This window comes from Escherichia sp. MAL-1, from assembly GCF_052948035.1.
On the sequence record NZ_CM129609.1, the window covers coordinates 823,361 to 840,667 of the forward strand.

The 17,307-nt window shown below is 51.1% G+C and carries 18 protein-coding genes and 1 pseudogene; 17 read left to right on the plus strand and 2 right to left on the minus strand.

Annotated elements, in window-relative coordinates; translation table 11 throughout:
• Nucleotides 1–125 precede the first annotated feature (125 nt).
• The 9 genes and pseudogenes from ACU8XX_RS04070 to ACU8XX_RS04110 all read left to right on the plus strand — a co-directional run.
• Entirely contained in the window at nt 126–794 is a 669-nt protein-coding gene (locus ACU8XX_RS04070) for an HNH endonuclease signature motif containing protein (RefSeq protein WP_003029755.1), read from the plus strand.
• On the plus strand, nt 787–1,194 hold the full coding sequence (locus ACU8XX_RS04075; RefSeq protein WP_003029757.1) for a hypothetical protein: 408 nt from the start codon (nt 787–789) through the stop codon (nt 1,192–1,194). The genes ACU8XX_RS04070 and ACU8XX_RS04075 overlap by 8 nt, the downstream gene beginning before the upstream one ends.
• Complete coding sequence (locus ACU8XX_RS04080; RefSeq protein WP_143553910.1) at nt 1,124–1,444, plus strand: nucleotidyltransferase domain-containing protein; 321 nt, start codon at nt 1,124–1,126, stop codon at nt 1,442–1,444. Before ACU8XX_RS04075 ends, ACU8XX_RS04080 begins: the two co-directional genes overlap by 71 nt.
• 193 nt (nt 1,445–1,637) lie before the next feature.
• Nucleotides 1,638–2,036 (plus strand): TIGR03757 family integrating conjugative element protein, encoded by a 399-nt coding sequence (locus ACU8XX_RS04085; RefSeq protein ID WP_003029760.1) that lies wholly within the window; start codon nt 1,638–1,640, stop codon nt 2,034–2,036.
• Nucleotides 2,033–3,025, plus strand: coding sequence for a TIGR03756 family integrating conjugative element protein (locus tag ACU8XX_RS04090; protein ID WP_003029763.1), 993 nt, complete (start codon nt 2,033–2,035; stop codon nt 3,023–3,025). The genes ACU8XX_RS04085 and ACU8XX_RS04090 overlap by 4 nt, the downstream gene beginning before the upstream one ends.
• A complete protein-coding gene (locus ACU8XX_RS04095; RefSeq protein ID WP_032933072.1) occupies nt 3,025–4,500 on the plus strand; it encodes an integrating conjugative element protein in 1,476 nt (491 codons plus the stop codon). Before ACU8XX_RS04090 ends, ACU8XX_RS04095 begins: the two co-directional genes overlap by 1 nt.
• Before the next feature lie 10 nt (nt 4,501–4,510).
• On the plus strand, nt 4,511–4,849 hold the full coding sequence (locus tag ACU8XX_RS04100; RefSeq protein ID WP_003029769.1) for a hypothetical protein: 339 nt from the start codon (nt 4,511–4,513) through the stop codon (nt 4,847–4,849).
• Between the two features lie 2 nt (nt 4,850–4,851).
• Nucleotides 4,852–6,372 carry a conjugal transfer protein TraG N-terminal domain-containing protein gene (locus tag ACU8XX_RS04105; protein WP_058684975.1) on the plus strand — a complete coding sequence of 507 codons (1,521 nt, stop codon included), beginning with the start codon at nt 4,852–4,854 and terminating at the stop codon, nt 6,370–6,372.
• Nucleotides 6,373–7,427: 1,055 nt separating this feature from the next.
• Nucleotides 7,428–8,551, plus strand: a pseudogene (locus tag ACU8XX_RS04110) (ISNCY family transposase); the annotation flags it as partial.
• Nucleotides 8,552–8,932: 381 nt separating this feature from the next.
• On the opposite strand, the gene ACU8XX_RS04115 reads toward ACU8XX_RS04110, so the two are convergent.
• Nucleotides 8,933–9,859: a LysR family transcriptional regulator gene (locus tag ACU8XX_RS04115; RefSeq protein WP_003029777.1), complete on the minus strand. Its 927-nt coding sequence runs from the start codon at nt 9,857–9,859 to the stop codon at nt 8,933–8,935.
• Between the two features lie 191 nt (nt 9,860–10,050).
• On the opposite strand from ACU8XX_RS04115, the gene ACU8XX_RS04120 reads away from it, so the two are divergent.
• The 8 genes from ACU8XX_RS04120 to ACU8XX_RS04155 are packed head-to-tail and all read left to right on the plus strand — an operon-like array spanning nt 10,051 to nt 15,977.
• Nucleotides 10,051–10,662, plus strand: coding sequence for a hypothetical protein (locus ACU8XX_RS04120; protein WP_058684976.1), 612 nt, complete (start codon nt 10,051–10,053; stop codon nt 10,660–10,662).
• Between the two features lie 10 nt (nt 10,663–10,672).
• Nucleotides 10,673–11,449, plus strand: a complete 777-nt coding sequence (locus ACU8XX_RS04125; RefSeq protein WP_058684977.1) for an AfsA-related hotdog domain-containing protein — start codon at nt 10,673–10,675, stop codon at nt 11,447–11,449.
• Nucleotides 11,442–12,275 carry a hypothetical protein gene (locus tag ACU8XX_RS04130; protein ID WP_003029781.1) on the plus strand — a complete coding sequence of 278 codons (834 nt, stop codon included), beginning with the start codon at nt 11,442–11,444 and terminating at the stop codon, nt 12,273–12,275. Before ACU8XX_RS04125 ends, ACU8XX_RS04130 begins: the two co-directional genes overlap by 8 nt.
• 8 nt (nt 12,276–12,283) lie before the next feature.
• Nucleotides 12,284–12,508 (plus strand): 2-hydroxymuconate tautomerase, encoded by a 225-nt coding sequence (locus ACU8XX_RS04135; RefSeq protein ID WP_003029782.1) that lies wholly within the window; start codon nt 12,284–12,286, stop codon nt 12,506–12,508.
• Between the two features lie 3 nt (nt 12,509–12,511).
• Nucleotides 12,512–13,162, plus strand: a complete 651-nt coding sequence (locus tag ACU8XX_RS04140; RefSeq protein WP_003029784.1) for an HAD family hydrolase — start codon at nt 12,512–12,514, stop codon at nt 13,160–13,162.
• Between the two features lie 22 nt (nt 13,163–13,184).
• Nucleotides 13,185–14,405: an MFS transporter gene (locus ACU8XX_RS04145; protein ID WP_003029787.1), complete on the plus strand. Its 1,221-nt coding sequence runs from the start codon at nt 13,185–13,187 to the stop codon at nt 14,403–14,405.
• Nucleotides 14,392–14,802, plus strand: coding sequence for a carboxymuconolactone decarboxylase family protein (locus tag ACU8XX_RS04150; protein ID WP_003029790.1), 411 nt, complete (start codon nt 14,392–14,394; stop codon nt 14,800–14,802). The genes ACU8XX_RS04145 and ACU8XX_RS04150 overlap by 14 nt, the downstream gene beginning before the upstream one ends.
• Nucleotides 14,802–15,977, plus strand: coding sequence for an acetyl-CoA C-acetyltransferase (locus ACU8XX_RS04155; protein WP_003029792.1), 1,176 nt, complete (start codon nt 14,802–14,804; stop codon nt 15,975–15,977). Before ACU8XX_RS04150 ends, ACU8XX_RS04155 begins: the two co-directional genes overlap by 1 nt.
• Before the next feature lie 88 nt (nt 15,978–16,065).
• Here the strand turns inward: ACU8XX_RS04155 and ACU8XX_RS04160 are convergent, their stop codons facing one another.
• The gene (locus tag ACU8XX_RS04160; RefSeq protein ID WP_058684978.1) at nt 16,066–17,064 is read right to left on the minus strand and encodes an aldo/keto reductase; all 999 of its coding nucleotides are present in this window, start codon (nt 17,062–17,064) and stop codon (nt 16,066–16,068) included.
• Between the last annotated feature and the right edge of the window lie 243 nt (nt 17,065–17,307).

Genomic DNA, 17,307 nt, shown 5'->3' on the forward strand with positions numbered 1-17,307 from the left:
TATAAAAAGAAAATAACAATATTGCATACCGGCCGCCAGGGCCGGTTTTTTTATGAGCGCTTAACCAATTTCAATGCTAAATATATTATAACTTCCAAAGTGCTTTTTAAGAGCGAGTAGTTGCTATGGCGGGTACTTCAGAAAAAGATATCAAGTTACTGTGGGGCCGCGCAGCAGGGCGCTGTTCTTACTGCCAATGTGACCTTACACATATCATGGATGGTTTAGGCAATTATCATGTAGGTGAAATGGCTCATGTTATCGGTAAGAAAAAAGGTGCAGCCAGGACAACTGAGGGTACAGGACCTGATACTTATGACAATTTGATCCTTTTATGCCCAACCCATCATAGGATGATCGATAAGGCTCCAGAAGGGTCCTATCCGAATGAAATGCTTTTTCAGTGGAAAGAGAAACACGAATCTTCTGTTGCAAATGCTTTTAAGGGGGCTGTTTTTGATAGTGTTGAGCAACTTAAAGAAGATATTGCGTTAATGCTTTATGAAAATAATAAATGCTTTACTCATTATGGACCATACTCTGAAGCTGCAAAAGATATGGGTTCTAATACACAAGAATTATGGGAGCTAAAAAAATTAAGTGTGATGGTACCGAATAATCGTAAAATAATAAATGTTATTGAAGGTAATATGGGTTTATTAAGCGCCAGGCAAAAACGGTTATATATTGACTTTAGAGATCATGCCGAAGCTTGGGAATACAATCAGTATAATAGATTGGATACCTACCCTTTATTTCCTGAAGAGTTCCAAAAGGAGTTCGGTTATGAATAATAATTCATGGGGTGTCAGTTTTTCATCGATTTCATGGTTTGATGATTTTTTGAATACGCATAAAAATGTCAAGGCTTTTATTCGCGAAAAAGATATAATCTTTCGTGTTGAAAGGAAAATCCAAAATGATAAGTTGACGATCATTCTTCTGAATGAATACACAATGAGTGTGACAAAAATACTCAAAACTATCAAAGAGTTTGGTAGTGTGGATATAATCGTTGTTGGCGGACACTGGAATAGCTACACATCTGGTGCCAAAGAGCATGCTATACAGCAAGAACTTGGATTGTTTAATTCGGCAGAAATCGGCGCGGCTTTATACAAAAATGATTACTGGAATTTCCATAGAAAAGATAGAAACGGCAGTCCGCAATATCATATTAGAGAGGAGCAGTAACGTAGTGGGGATATATGGGTTTGGGTCTTTTTTTAGAGCTCAAGCTCACAATGACATCGATATAATGATAGTGGTAGATTGCCCTTTTGAAGAGCTTCTAGGCCTTTATGAGGAATGTGTGGAAGCTTTAAGTTTGTTAGGTACGGAAACTGGAGAAGAGTTTCATTTGCTTTTTCTTACTTATCAGGAATTTAAAGAGAAACCATTGATTGAGTCTGGTTCTTTGATCCCTATTTTTACTGGTTCATAGAAATCCCTCACGATAACCCATAAGGCAGTTAAGCCGTTATTATATAACTGAGATTTTCACAAATTTACTCTGTACTCCTAACATTCATTAATTTGTAGAAAAACTTCTTAGTACGAGATTTTAGTTTATTGCGGCTTTTCTGAACGGCCACGGGCACGCTGACAGACGATTCAGTCTGACGGAGCCCCGATTCATGAAACTGACCTCTCTTGTTTTCCTGCCGGCTCTGCTACCGGCATCCGTACTGGCCGGCATGGTCGTCTTCACCGACAGTCAGCATCTGCCGGCAACTCTGCCGCCGGACGTGCCGGTGGTCCTTCTCGATGGTCCTGACCGGCTGCAGGCCGACATGTTCGGGGTACTGCCTGCAGACCCGCAGCAGGCCGAAGCACAGGTCAGGCAGGTTATGACGTCTCCTGCCTGGCAACAAAAACAGCTGCAACTAAACGATTCTTATCGGCAGGTGGTCCGGGCCTGGGAGCTGGGCATTAAAAAAGTGCCGGCGGTGGTGTTTGATGACCGCGATGTGGTGTACGGCACCACGGATGTTGACGTGGCCACTTCCCTGCGTAACCGGGGAGGTGGTCAGTGAATACAAAACCTTCCCGCATCAGAACCACGGTGTGCTCGCTGGCGGTTACCACGGTACTGGGTACGGCAACCGCGCCGGCAGCTGTTGCAGCACTTAACACCGCGCAGATTATTGCAAGCGCCGTGTCGCAAAACTGTATCAGCTGGCGTGTGAGTGGCATCTGTTACTGGCTGTTCTGCACCCCTTTTGGCTGCAAGGTGCGCACGTCGGTCAAAGTCACCCACTTCATTCCTCAGACAGTCGTTTCGACCTATGTCGCGCCGGGCGGCAACCCGTGGCAGGAAATGGCGTTTGTCAGCCAGACCGACGGCGGGCTGGAGAGTGCCGTAACCAGCGGGGTTTCCGGTGTTTCTGCCGGAGGAGCCAACCCGGCGGACATGAAAAATCCCGGCCAGCGCAAGTCTGCCGTCCGTTTCAAATATGCCGATGCCATTGGCCACCCGGCCACCTCCCTGATTGGCGGCAGTATCCCGGGCTATTCCTGTGATACCGCAGCCACCCCGTTAATGCCTTACTTCCTGAGTACGCTGGATTCGGCGGCCTGGCGCACGGGCGTACCGGAGTCCCTCTATCCGGAAGCGCTTGTGCCCGGCCAGCGGGAAATCGGCAGTCAGACAGCAGCCAGTATGTGGGGCAACATCTATCCCCGTTCGGGGTTTATCAGCCAGACCGATGATGACAAAGCCTCTGCCGTGGTGGCGCAGCGTGTGGCTGACATTATCACCCGTACCGGGCAGCCCCATGTTTATCAGGTGCTCCAGGGCAACCGCCATGACGGGTACTGGCCACCGGGTGAGGTCACGGAAAACACCGGCACGCGCAATCACAAATGGCAGCGGCTGGCTCCCCACATGACACAGTCATGTGCCGTCTTCCCGGACGGGAGCCACACCGCCGCGAGCGGTAACAATGAAGCCTTTGCGCTCTGGCAGCCCTACAGCTGCTGCAAAAAGCGCGGGCAGAAATTTCTGGGCAGCACTGATATCTGATGAGGAAAACCGTGAAAAAAACACCTTCATTTTCAGCCGTTCGCGTAAGCCTGCTGCTGACCGGCTCGCTGCTGACTGTCCTCCCGGGCGCGCACGCGGCCGATGATGACAATACCATCCTGGGCATGTCCCTGCTGCAGGTGAACAACAGCGCCATCGGTTACGGCAAATCCGTCGATGGTGCGGTGTCGGACAAGCTCTTCTACACCCTCGGCGGCGGCTCGGTCATTTCCCAGCCAGCCACGCGCGGCAATATGCAGAAGCTGGGGCTGAATACCGGCTGGAGCAGTGACCTGATGTGCGGCAACTTTGATCTGAAAACCACCGTCGGCAACCAGCTCAACGGCGTCACATCCGGCTTTAAAAACCTGATGGGCGACGTAATTCAGGGGGCCACCGGCGCGGTGGCCAGTCTGCCGGCGATGGTCATTCAGCGGGCCAACCCCGGTCTGTATGACATGCTCACCAACGGCGTTCTTCAGGCCAGTGTGTCATTCGACAAGGCGCAGCTCAACTGCCAGAACATGGCGAAAAAGATGATGGACTTCAGCGACAGCAGTAACTGGACACAGCAGGCCATGATGGATGAATACAAGTCTGTTGTGAACAGCGGAGATACTGACGCGGTTCGTGCAGATGAGGCGGGGCGGAAAGTCACCGGCACGTCGGGCAACAACTGGATTGGTGGTCAGAAACGCGGGGGAGCGGGGCAGCCCGCGATACGTGTCACCCATGACCTTGTCGCTGCCGGCTACAACATGATGAACGGGCTGCCCGTCACGTCTGATTCGACCGTGGGCGAAAGCAGCTGTAACGGTGGCGCATGCTCTAAATTCGGCAGCGCGGAAGAGGCGGCGGCCATGACCGTGAAGGTGCTGGGCGATCGCTCGATGCGCACCTGTGCCAACGCGGGTGAATGTACCAGCGGAGATGCGGATGACCAGCCCGGTACGACCGTTGCCGGCACCGGCTTTGCCCCACTGCTGGAAGAGGCTACAAAAGCCAACGCTGAGCAGCTGGTCAGGCTCGTCAACGGTACGGAAAAGTCCACGGCCGCGAATCTGGCGAAGCTGAAAACCGGCGGACTGCCGGTGACGGCCGGCGTGATTAAAGCCCTGCAGCGTGATCCGGATAACGCGGCCCTGACCGCCCGTCTTGCCGGCGAGCTGGCCATGTCTGACACGGTGGAAACGGCGCTGCTGATGCGTCGCATGATGGTTACCGGTATGTCGGAGCCGAATGCCGCTGCCCAGCCAAAGGCCATTGATACCGCCGGTCAGCGTATCGAGGCGCTGGATCGGGAAATCGCGGCGCTGAAAAACGAGATGGAGATGAAGCGTGAACTGTCACGTAATTCAGTGCTGACCATTATCGACAGGGAAAATCAGCGCGTCGAAACCAACCCGCAGACCCAGTCTGATGACAATACCGACAGTCGCTTCAACCAGATGGCAGCGCCGCAGTCGGCTGAATGAGGGAATAAGGATGCGTAATAAAACGACTGTCAGGAAAGTCCTTACCCGTGCCGGCATCTTCCTCGCCTGCATGGCACTGTTCATGGTGGTCTCACTGATGATGGCTGACACCGCCATGAAACATCCGACTGAAGCAGCTGCATTCCGGAGCTGGATGCAGTCGACGCGCTACGGCTGGCTGATATGGCGACTGGCGCTGTATGCGCTGGTTGCATGGGGCCTCTGGAAAATCCGGCATGCGCCGGGTTTTCAGGAGATGTACAGGCGGCCGCTGCTGCGCATCAGTGTGGTCAGTGTGCTTTTCATCGCGTTGTGTGAGTACGCGATGTTTACCAGTCCGGGAGTCTGAGGATGACGACAAACAGCTATCTTGAGTATTTTCTCACGCTGCTCGGCTGGGTGATCAATAACGGTCTGTGGAATGTCCTGCTGAGCACCGGCCTTTTTGTCCTGCCGCTGGCGTTTAAGGTGGTAGGGATCTGGCTGAAGGTCCGTGAAGAGGGGGAAGATGAAGGCAACAAGGGGATGCTGTCGCTGCCCCGTATCGAGAACGCGCTGTATGCCGGATTTCTGGTGATGATTGCCTGCTGCGTACCGCTGATTAATGTCAGCCTCAGTACGATGCAGTACGACACAACCCGGGCAAAGAGCTGTGGTGTGTGGACGCCCAAAGCGCCGGATGAAAGCGGCTATGCCGGCGTGGTCACCAGCCTTAACGACCAGACGGCCGCAGCACCGGTATGGTGGGTGCTGATTCATAAACTCTCTAAAGGGGTAACCCAGGCGGCCGTGGCGACCATTCCCTGCAGCCCTGACATGCGACAGATCCGCTTTGAAGTGCAGCATACGCGTATCGACAACAAAGCGCTGGCGCAGGAACTGCAGGACTTCACCAACGACTGCTATTCGGTTGCGCTGTATCTGTGGAAGCAACAGGATCAGGGACAGACAAAGGACAAAACCACGCTGCGTGATATCGAATGGATTGGCAGCAGTACATTCCTGAGCCGGTATTATCCTTCGCTGCAGTCCAAACTGCCCCGGGCTGCGTTCCCGTGGACCGACAGCCGGGACAGTGGCCGGCCCAATACCGGAAGAGGAGGCTATCCCACCTGCAGCGAGTGGTGGAGCAGTACGGACACAGGACTGAAAGCACGGGTGAAGGACCAGGCCGACCCCGATATGTGGCTGCGTATCTCGGCCGCAATGAAAATGTCAGGCTTTAACGACAGTGACTATCAGGAAGCTGTCATCCGTCGTCTGGTCAGCCCGGAAAGCCTGACGGTCTCACAGAATGGTCACGTTTATGCCGGCTATGGCGGCAACGCCGATTTTACCCTGGATAATGCCGCGGCACGCGTGGCGGCCATTGGCGGGACATCTCTCGGCAGTCTGGCGGCGTTCCCGGCGTTCGATGCGATGCGACAGGCGCTGCCAATGGTGCAGGCTATCCTGCTGATGGCAATGTATGTCATGCTGCCGCTGATTCTGGCGTTTGCGGCTTACGAGTTCAAGACCGTTATTACGCTGACCTTTGTAATATTCGCTCTGAACTTCCTGACGTTCTGGTGGGAACTGGCGCGCTGGCTCGACAGCTGGCTCCTGACAGCGTTGTATAGTTCAGATACACACAGCCGCTTTAATATGGCGGGACTGCAGAACAGCTCAGATGACCTCATTATGAATCTGGTGATGGGAGCGATGTTTATTGTATTGCCTGCAGTATGGTTAGGCGCTTTATCATGGGCAGGGGTAAATATTGCAGTGGCATTAAGCAACGCCATCCAAAAAGGCACCGAAACTGCTCAGAATACCGGAGGGAAATTAGGCGATGCAGCAGCAAATACGATAAACAGCAAAGCAACGCGATAATGAAGAACGTCACGACGACCGTAAGGGCTTCTGTGATCTTAACCATCTCTTGGTGGATGGTAAGGAGCATCGTATTGACCATGGCGAGCGCTTTCCATAACGTAGTCACTACTTTCAGTTTGATCAGCAGTGCTGGATACTCCAACCTTCATAAGGGAGCTCGCTATAGCAAGGCCCCAGAGAATTAACACTGAGGATATAAGCACAAAACCGCCAAGAATTATGGCGCTCATTGACAGAATAAGCAGCCCTACAATGGGTAGGTGTCCTACCCATTTTGGCATATTACGGCTCACGGCCCAGCTGACACATCGGCAGTCAGTACGGGAGAATTGTCTTTTAATTTTCTGCCAAAACCTGCCTAATGAATAACCCCTCCGCCAGGCTCGCTCATCTTGAGTCTGATACATCTTCTTCTCCTGTTAGGGGATCTTCATCCGACTATAGCTGAGTTTTTGTGCAATTACGAACATCAACGATTTGTGTATGCTTCAGAAAAACATTAAAAGCCTTGAGGGTTAATCGACAACGTTGAGATGGAAGATTTAAGGAAGCGACTGAATGTGGACAAGATTGTAACGCTATTTCTGCTGATATATATCTGATAGGCTGGCTATACCTGTATCCCGGAATTATCGAACATATCTGATGCGGGGATGATATTTCGCTTAATCAGAACACGGTTTACATCTCCGGAATATGCTTCATCCGGGAACAATTTCGCCTTTGCACTGAGATCAGCATCATTGCGGGACGGGAGAATGACCCCGATGAGGAACGTATTGATTATAATACGTTGCGCTTTCACATAATGGGCTGGATCTGTTCATATCCTTCAGCTATCGTTCTGGCCAGTTGCTTACGGTTAGTCTGGGTGGAACAACATCTCGGAGTGCCTGAGCACCCGCCTTTGACCATACTGGCCGGTACGGAAAATACTGGTGCGTTATAGAAGCAAAGCTGGCCTGGCCGTTCTGAGCTATGCTTATCTGGCCGCTTCGGGCTGCCTGCTGAGGAACCTGATATGGGCGACTTCTGGTGCGTAGTTTTTCACGATGGACGAAGTTAACCGGCTTAAACTGATTCAGGACGTTATAGACCGGCGGCTGACAACACATCTCGCTGCAGAGCGTCTCGGTATTTCCGACAGACACTGTCTCCGTCTGCTCCAGCGCTACCGCTCCGACGCTCCGCTGAGCATGGCTGATCGTTGGCGCGGTAATCTCAGTAACTACCAGCTGCCTGAAGGCCTTGCTGAACGTGCGATCCAGATCATCCGCGAGCTCTATCCGACTTTGGTCCGACGCTTACCTGCGAGAAGCTGGCTGAGCTGCACGGCGTGATGCTGTCTAAAGAGACAGTGCGCAAGCTGATGATGCAGCTAGGCCTCTGGATCCCTCTCAGGCATCGCACACCTAAGACCCTGCAGTCTCGCAGCCGGCGCGCCTGTGTCGGCGAGCTGATACAGATCGACGGCTGCGATCACCGCTGGTTTGATGAATGTGGTCCGGCCTGCAACTGCTGGTTTACGTGGATGACGCGACCAGCCGCGTGATGCAGCTTCATTTTGTCCGTTCCGAGTCCACGTTTACCTATTTTGAAGCCACGCCCGGCTATCTGGAGCAGCACGGCAAGCCGCTGGCGTTTTACAGCTATAAGGCCAGCGTCTTCCGCATCAGCAACAAAAATGCGACTGGCGGCGACGGTCAGACACAGTTCGGACGTGCGATGAACGAGCTGAACATCACCGGTATCCGCGCCAACACCAGCTCTGCCAGGGGGCGCGTGGAGCGTGCGTATCTCACGTTGCAGGAACGCCTGGTCAGGAACTCAGGCTGCAGGCATCAGTACGCCGGACCCAGCTAACGCCTTTGCCACTGAGTTTATGGCGGATTACAACCGCCGTTTCGCGAAGGTACCGAGGCACGATTTTGACGTTCACCGTCCGCTCGATGCAGACGACAATCTGAACCAGATATTTACCTGACGCGAGCCGCGTAAGGTCTCAAAAGCGCTGACGGTCCGCTACGATAAGATGCTGTTGCTGCTGGAAGATAACGATGACAGCCGCCGTGCGATGGGTAAATATCTGGATGCATGGCAGTACCCGGACGGCCGCGTTGGGTTCAGGATTCACAGCGCTGTGCTTCCCTACTTTGCCTATGACCGCCTGTCTGAAGCCATAAAAAGCTTGTCGAATGTCTCAGGGCATGAAGCGGACATCAGGTTGGCAGATGTTACTATTATCGCTTTTCACTGCTGTCGGCTAGTCTCCTGAATTTTTTAATGGTCGCTCTTGAAAGACAGGCTGCCGTGCCGTATCCACGATGACAAAGCTACAGGAATTTTCAGTTATCAACGGGCTGAGATCTGTACATGCAATAAGAACAGCCTACACCATATTGTTTTCCACTATCGACATTAAATTTTTCCACGTTGACTGTACATCGGGGTCGCAAAAACCTTTAGTTTTAACCATCCCAATATCGTCGAAAATCAGTGTTGCAAAAACGGGAGTGATCATAGATTCGATATCCAAACATGATTCCATGTAAGTTCTTCAGTCGGAAAAATTTTTTCCACATAAGACGTCCCGGGCATCCAGTACTGCCTCCCGCTTCTCATTGATCCTGGTTGCTGCGTAGATATCAATATTCAGTTTCTGAGATTCATCATCTGTCAGTTCTCGGTAGCACAGCCCTTCCTGATTAAAGGTGCATTTCGACTGGGGCATCAGTGCAAACCCTTTGCCTCTTGCTATGTGGGTGAGCATAACGAGTGAATCATCCGGCTCTTTAACCCTTTTGAGCTGGATACTGAGCTGTTCAAAAAAACGTTCACATTTGTCATAAAATGAAGGATTTGCGCTTCTTGAAAACCAGAAAAGTGGTAAATCACTGACGTCTTTGAGTGATACTTTTTCTTTCAGGCTGGCGGGGTGTATGGCTGGCATTGCCATCAGCAGCGGTTCGCAGCAAACCCAGCGATACTGAACCGTATCTTCATGGCCTGTGCCCTTTTCCCCCGTAAGCACGAGGTCAAGCGTATTTTTCGACAGGCACTGAAGGAGCTGTGCAGAAGTCAGATTAGGCGTTTCAACGTCGTCTCCGGCATCCAGTTCAATAAGCTGTTTGCTGACGGGTTCGATAAATTCAAAATTGAGCGTCCGGGTAAGGCCGATCCGTATTCTCCTCCCGGATGTCAGTGAACCGGTTTTCAGGGCATTAAGCTCCTGCAGGATCTTCTCTGCTTTAATTACCAGGGCCACTCCAGCCTCTGTCAGGCTGACTTCATGCGTACTGCGGCTGAACAACTGCTGATCCAGCACGTCTTCCAGGCACTTTATCTGCCGGGTTAACGGAGGTTGAGTCATTCTGAGTCGTTCAGCAGCTCTGCGAAAATTCAGTTCATGAGCAACAGCGAGGAAGCACTGGAGCTGTTTAACGCTGGGGAGGTTATTACTTATCAGGTGTCCTGCAGTTGCCATAGATTCCATCCTGCCAGTCAAAATTTTATTCTAAACTCTTTAGTATTCCGGGTGTTAACACTAATGATCATATCAGGGATCTGTCTGTTTACAGTAATACAAAAATTGAATTACACATTAAATAATTCCATCCACGTCACAGATTGATAAATTTGCTCCGAACTTAATCAGGTATTTATCCGGAGATAATAATGTCATCTAACTATGTGCTGGTATCACGCTTTCCGTTAAAAAATAATGTTTCCGCTGCTGACTTCCCGTTCTTAAAAAACACCGGCAGCACACGATACTATTATTCAGAAGAGCAGGGTGTTAATGAACTTCTGGAGCTGCGTTCATTCAACGACATCAAGGAAATTTCGTGGGTAGAAGAAGAGATGGAATCTATGTTCCATCGTCTGGCTGATGTTCTTTCTGCCGATATTCGCAGAGAGTTGCTTAAGTTTGTGGAATCCCCGATTGACAACAAGAAAGATCTCCCTGAAAGCCAGTACATTCAGCTTCGCCATGTCGAAGTTCCGGCTCATAATTATCAGCAGTATCGTCAGTGGCGTGATGAGACCATTTTCAATGTCGTAAGGGACAATAAAGACAAGGTTGAGAGCTTTGAAGCATTCCACTCTCTTATCAGCGGTGTGCCGGGTGTGATGTTTATCTCCTCTTTCAACGGCGATAAGGAAGCCTATAAGGAAGCCTTCACCAATGCACGTTACCAGGAAATTATCCAGCAGGCCGGAGATAATTACATCACCGGTGGCAACGAGGGTCTTTATACTCGTATCTACCGTGCCTGCTGCTGCTGAGGAATGATAAATGAACTATAAAAAACTGGTTATTGTAGGCGATAAGTTTAATGAATTTGCAAACGGTAAAGATGTTCTGACTATTTCTCAGCTTGAATTACTTTCGCAAATTCCTGCCAACATTATTGATAAAGAACATGAAATTATTATCGGCCAGGGTGTACGTAAAGATTTCGCGGGAAAAGTCATTTCAAATCAGGCAAGAAATGCTGTGCATGGCAATAAACTTAAAATGTGCTCTCTGGAAAAACTGGTCAGTGATAAAAAAAATGCACATTGTCATAAAAGGCTGGAGCAGAATGTTCTTATCGGCTCAGCAGAACAGGCCGAACATAACAGTGACCTTTTTGCGATGCCGCTGCTGATTGACGAACGCTGTGAACTCATGGCCGATCATCAGACCGGTCAGCATATTCAGGGGATGCTTCTGGTGGAGGCAAGTCGTCAGGCTTTTATCGCCGTTACCGAAGAGTTTATTTATAAGCAGGAATCAGGGCGCTACTACGTCATTAACAGCATGGCGACGACCTTTTCCAGCTTTCTGTTTCCTTTACCGGCGCTGGTCCATTTTGAATTCCTTGAGAAGGATATTAATGAGCGAAGGGGACGTTTCAGAGCACAGGTTCGCGTGACCCAGCATCAGACGCTTTGCGCAACGATGGATGTATCGTTCACCGTATATCCTTCAGATCTGATTGCTGAAAAGGAGAAATCGCTGGCTGAAGCTGCCATGCTGGCGGCAGTTGCTGGACAGAACATCGCGGCAGACGGGGTGACGCATGTCTGAATCAGGTAGCCGGACATACCGCCTGGCTGCTACCACGCAGGGGCCGCTGTACCCCCCTGCGGAGGTCATGGATGGTAACGGCAACTTTGTGGTGGTTGGCATGGTGCCGGGTGATAACGGGCTGGAATGGCGTAGCGTGCTTGTGGCAGCAGACAGCCCCGTGCCCGAATTCGGCGCGACGAAGCCTTACAGAATACTGCGCGACATTGAAGGTATGTCGCAAGATGAAGTCAGGGACATCATCCTGCATACCCTTCCGTTACCCATCCCGTTGAATAATTACGGGATGCTTTTTGCTCCGGAGCAGCGGCCGCAGGCGAACACCGAAAGCCGGCCCAGTCTGCCGCTGCATGAAGGCTATATTGCTGATTATCGTAGCAGTGATGGTAAACGTCAGGTTCAGCCTGTCACACTGGAAGACTGGATGCATGCGGAGGGCACTCTTGATGTCTGTCTGTCTGAAGACGGCAGGAGCGCAAGGTTTACGTTTTCTTTCCGTCATCTTGTTCCCGACAGTGTTTATACCGTGATGAGCCTTCGGGAAAAAGATTTAGCGACTGAGAATCCAAGCCGGCCGGGCCCTCTGGGCATACCTAACGTTTTTATCACCGATCACAACGGCAATGCAGATTACTGGGCGGAATTGCCCGATCCCTTTCCGGCACATGAACGGAATGAAAATCGGATTATCAACGTTGTTGTCCTTTATATGAGTTCCCGCCAGAGCTACGGCGGCGCAATCGGACTTTATGGTCTGGGTGGGGACATCCATGCTCATTTAAAACTGAAAGTCCGTTCCTTCGATGAATTTACCACAACAGAGTGAGATAAAATATGCCATTTGTTCACATCACTACCTGGCCCGCAAAAAATGAAAGTGAAATTACCCGGTTACAGGAAGATATTACGTTTGCTGTGCATAAAAATACCGGGGCACCACTGGATAAAATCTCCGTTGTCATTTCTGAAATACAGCCTTCTCGCTGGGCAGACGCAGGGGTTCCCGGAAACCATAAAGATTTCCCGGAAAAAAGCCGAAGAAAAAATTACGAGGAGTGAGTTTTGCAACAGGCAGCTGCTTTTTTTGACGTCGATGAGACCCTGATAAATATTAAAAGTATGTTTGATTTTTTTGACTTCTGGTGTCGGGAGAAAAATGAACACGCTAAGCTCCAGAACTATATGACACACTTCCGGGCTGAAGTTAAAAAAGGGACTCCCCGTGAGCAGCTCAACAGGGAGTATTACAGGCAGTTTGCAGGTGTCAGTTATAAGGAGCTTGAAGAGGCTGGTGAAAAATGGTTCCGGTTTAAGCTGAATTCAGGATTATTTATAGGAAGTGCGGTTTCGGCTCTTAAAAAACATCAGGCTGAAAATATGTATATTATTTTCATATCCGGATCAATGCTTCCCATTCTGTCTCCTGTCGCAAAATACCTTGGCGTGAAAGATATCCTTTGCGCACCACTGAAGTTTACTGGTGCGGGAAAAATGACGGGGGAAATAGGTTATCCGCAGACGATTGGTGACGGAAAGAAAGATGCGCTCATTCAGTTTTGCGAACAGAGAAATATTAATCCTTCTGACTGTTATGCCTATGGTGATGATCTCTCTGACATTCCGATGCTTGCATCAGCCGGCCACCCTGTCTGTGTAGGTAAACATTCAGCGCTGGCCGGGCACGCGATAAAACATCGCTGGCCGGTTATTTAAACCAACCTTGAGGTAAGAATATATGCATTCAGAAAAATCCCCGCAGGATATGACCTTAAGGTCGTGGCTTGCCTTGTTTATTCTCGCTCTTTCAACATTTACCATCGTGACCACAGAACTGGCTCCTGTCGGCCTGCTGACGCCTATTGCAGAGGGACTTCGCGCCTCTGAGTCAGCGGTTGGCATGACGGTTTCACTTTATGCCTGGGTGGGCGCACTGAGCGCACTCTTTGCATCAGTATTCCTTGGTAATGTGGCCAAGAAGCGACTCCTGCTCACGCTCACTGTCATACTTTTTCTTTCTAACGTTCTTGCCGCCACGGTAAACACCTACGCCATACTGCTTGCTGCACGCGTACTGGGCGCGCTGGCACATGGCGCATTCTGGGCGATGATCGGTGCCACCGCAGTGGCTATCGTGCCAGCCCGGTTCCTGGGCGCGGCAACTTCTATCGTTTTTGGTGGCGTTTCTGCAGCCAGCGTATTTGGCGTGCCGGTATCAAATTATATTGGTATACACTTCGGCTGGAGACAGGCGTTCTGGCTGATGGCTTTACTCAGCGTGGTGGCCTTTGCCGGCATCACCATACTGGTGCCACAGATAACCAGTAAAAGTGCGATCGGCCTGGAGGCGCTCAAAAGTGTATTTAAATCCTCTGCGCTGTGGAAAATTTACTCTGCCACGTTACTGGCCGTAACCGCACACTTTGCCGCTTTTACATACATTGAGCCCTGGCTGCACACGCAGCATGCCCTTGCCACATCTGTCATCCCGGCAGTTCTGTTTGTTTACGGTATCGCCGGTCTTGCCGGCAATTTTCTCACCGGAATGATGATTGATAAACATCTCAAGGAAACGGTATCAGTATCGGTCCTGCTTATCTGTGCGGTGCTCGTATTTCTGGGTTTATCCGGTGCATCCCTTTCAGGCACCGCTGTCTTTACCGCTATGGTCATCTGGGGCGTGGCTGTATCCGGGATTTTTGTGGGCTTCCAGACGTGGGTCCTGCGCCTGGCAGAAGATAAAACCTTCCCGGCGTCTGCGGTTTACGTTTCATTCTTCAATACCGCTATTGGTGTCGGGGCATCTGCCGGTGCCTGGATGGTATCCGCTTTTTCAGTCCCGCTGCTTTATATCGCAGCTGGCGCAGCTATCGGACTTTCTGTCCTGCTCGTTGCCGCCATTCCGACTCGCGTGACGTCTATACAAACCACTCCGGAGAAATCTTATGAGTCAAACTGACGATCTGACACTCTATGGAAGAGAAATTATGGATCGCCTTGAGTCCGGGCTCGCTGATAAAGTCACCACCCGACTGAGCGAACTTGATCCCACCTTACCGGCCCTGATTACAGATTACGCTTTTGGTGCTGTGGTTGGCCGCCCCGGACTGGATCTCAGGACGAGAGAAATGCTGACGGTTGCTTCGCTTGTGACGCTGGGTAACGCCATGCCACAGCTTGAATTACACATGAGAGCGGCACTCAATACCGGCGTCACTCCGGAGGAACTGCTTGAAATCGTGATACAGATGGCTGTCTATGCCGGCGTTCCGGCATGCATGAACGGCCTGACGGCCTACCGCGCTGCTATGGCGGCGACCGGCCATACCCTGCCTGGCCTGAAAGAGGAAATGTAATGAACGAAGTTGTGATTGTTTCTGCAAAACGTACGGCAACCGGCACCTTCCTGGGTTCCCTGTCGGGTCATTCCGCAGCAGAACTCGGAAGTCACGTCATTCGTGCGCTTCTTGAAGACTCAGGAGTGGAAGCCGCTGAGATTTCTCAGGTTATTATGGGACAGGTACTGACGGCCGGTTGTGGCCAGAATCCCGCGCGCCAGTCCGCGCTGAATGCCGGGCTACCTGTTGAAACGCAATGTCTGACGATTAACAAGGTCTGCGGTTCAGGCCTCAAATCGGTTCATCTGGGTATGCAGGCGCTGCAGACGGGGGAGTCAGAATTCGTCATTGCCGGCGGTCAGGAAAGCATGTCCGGCGCCCCCCATATTCTGATGGCTTCACGCACTGGGACAAGACTGGGAGACAGTAGTATGAAGGACAGCGTGGTGTCCGACGGACTCTGGGATGCTTTCGATAATAACCATATGGGCGTCACCGCCGAAAATGTTGCTGCTGAATTCAGTATCAGTCGAGAAATGCAGGATGAATACGCGCTCTTGTCCCATATGAAGGCGATGGATGCTCAGAAGAAGGGAATGTTTGATCGTGAAATCGTTCCTGTAGAATGGCAGGACAGGAAAGGCGCAACACTGAGAGTGGACAGGGATGAAGGTCCCCGCAAAACCAGCATTGAAAAACTGATGCAGCTGAAACCCGTATTCAGAAAGGGAGGAACGGTGACGGCAGGTAATGCATCCTCTCTAAATGATGGCGCGGCCGCTGTCCTTCTTTGTACCAGAAACACTGCCGAGGCACGTGGGCTGCCAGTTCTCGCATCTCTTGGCGCGTTTGCGAATTCGGGGATCAAACCGGCATTAATGGGTGTCGCTCCGGTACAGGCTATCGCAGACTGTCTTTCCCGCTCTGGCTGGAAACCGGAAGACGTTGATCACCTGGAGTCCAATGAAGCGTTTGCAGCCCAGGCGCTGGCAGTGATCAGCCGGGCGGGTATTTCACCTGATCGCATCAATCCCTGTGGCGGAGCCATCGCACTCGGGCATGCTATCGGTGCTTCGGGATGCCGTATTCTGGTCACCCTCGTGCATGGCCTCCTGCGCAATGATAACAAACGCGGTGTTGCAGCATTGTGTGTTGGCGGTGGCGAAGGGGTTGCGCTGAGCGTTTACCGCTGAAGAAAAATTATCGGCCATACAGCAGCCGGGCGGCTAATCAAAACAAAGAAACCGGGCATTGCCCGGTTTCTTATTATGTGAACGGATTTCAGGCGTTAACGCCTTTCATACCTTCTTCAGAATACCGGCCACCTTTGATCCCAACGCGCTGGTGAATATCGTTCAGTAGTGCAATATCTGATTTGTCCAGAGCGATGTCGGCCGCCTGCGCATTTTCGGCCAGATAACGGGTGTGCTTGGTACCGGGGATCGGTACCAGCTTATCGTACTGCGCGAGCAGCCAGGCCAGCGCCACCTGACCTGTGGTACAACCGTACTTTTCAGCAAGCGGGAGGACAGCATCAAGAAGCTGTACGTTGTGATCCAGGCTGGACTGAATGAAACGCTCATTATTTTTACGGAAGTCACCTTCAGAAAAATCGCTGTTTTTACGGTATTTTCCGGTCAGGAACCCCCTTCCCAGCGGAGAATAGGGTACCAGGCCAATCCCCAGTCCTTTCACTGCCGGCAGGATTTCATCTTCAATGTCACGTGTCCATAGTGAATATTCTGTCTGCAGGGCTGTGAGTGGGTGTACAGCATGAGCCCGGCGCAGGGTCGATGCAGAGACTTCACAAAGTCCGATATGATTGATCTTTCCATCTTTGACGAGACGGCTCAGACATTCCATGCTCTCCTCGACAGGCGTCGCCTGGCTGACCCTGTGAAGATAGAACAGATCGATCCGTTCAATGCCGAGCCTCTTGAGAGATTCATTACAGCAGCGGGTAATATAGTCCGGTTGATTGTTAATGGTGCGGGCGTAAGCCTCCTCTGGCGCTCGATCGATTCCGCATTTTGTGGCAACTCTGAACTGCTCACGTGTGGCCTTATCGAGCCCGGCAAGAAAGTGGCCAATCAGCCGTTCGTTATGACCCCGCCCGTACAGGTTAGCGGTATCAATGAACGTAATCTCCAGGTCAATGAGTTTATGTAACAGCTGCAGGGAAGTCCTGTCATCTGTCTGGCCATAGAATTCGCTCAGTCCCATCGCACCATAGCCGACTGAACTGACAATAAGGTTTTGAGATAAATTTCGGGTATGCATAATTGCTCCTTTTTTTGCACCATGATTGTTTCACCCCGACTACGGTTAATGAATTGTCATTTTCGTTATGCAAAAAAAGTATCATGGCAGGAGGATTTCCTGTCCTTCCACATAAGTGGGTAAAAAAACAACCTTAACGTGAGTTTTCGTTCCACTGAGCGGTGCGCTGTGAAAAGCCGCACTTATCTTGCAGGTGAAGGTCCTGCTCCGGAAGGAGCAGCCAGCGCCACCGGATAACGAGTC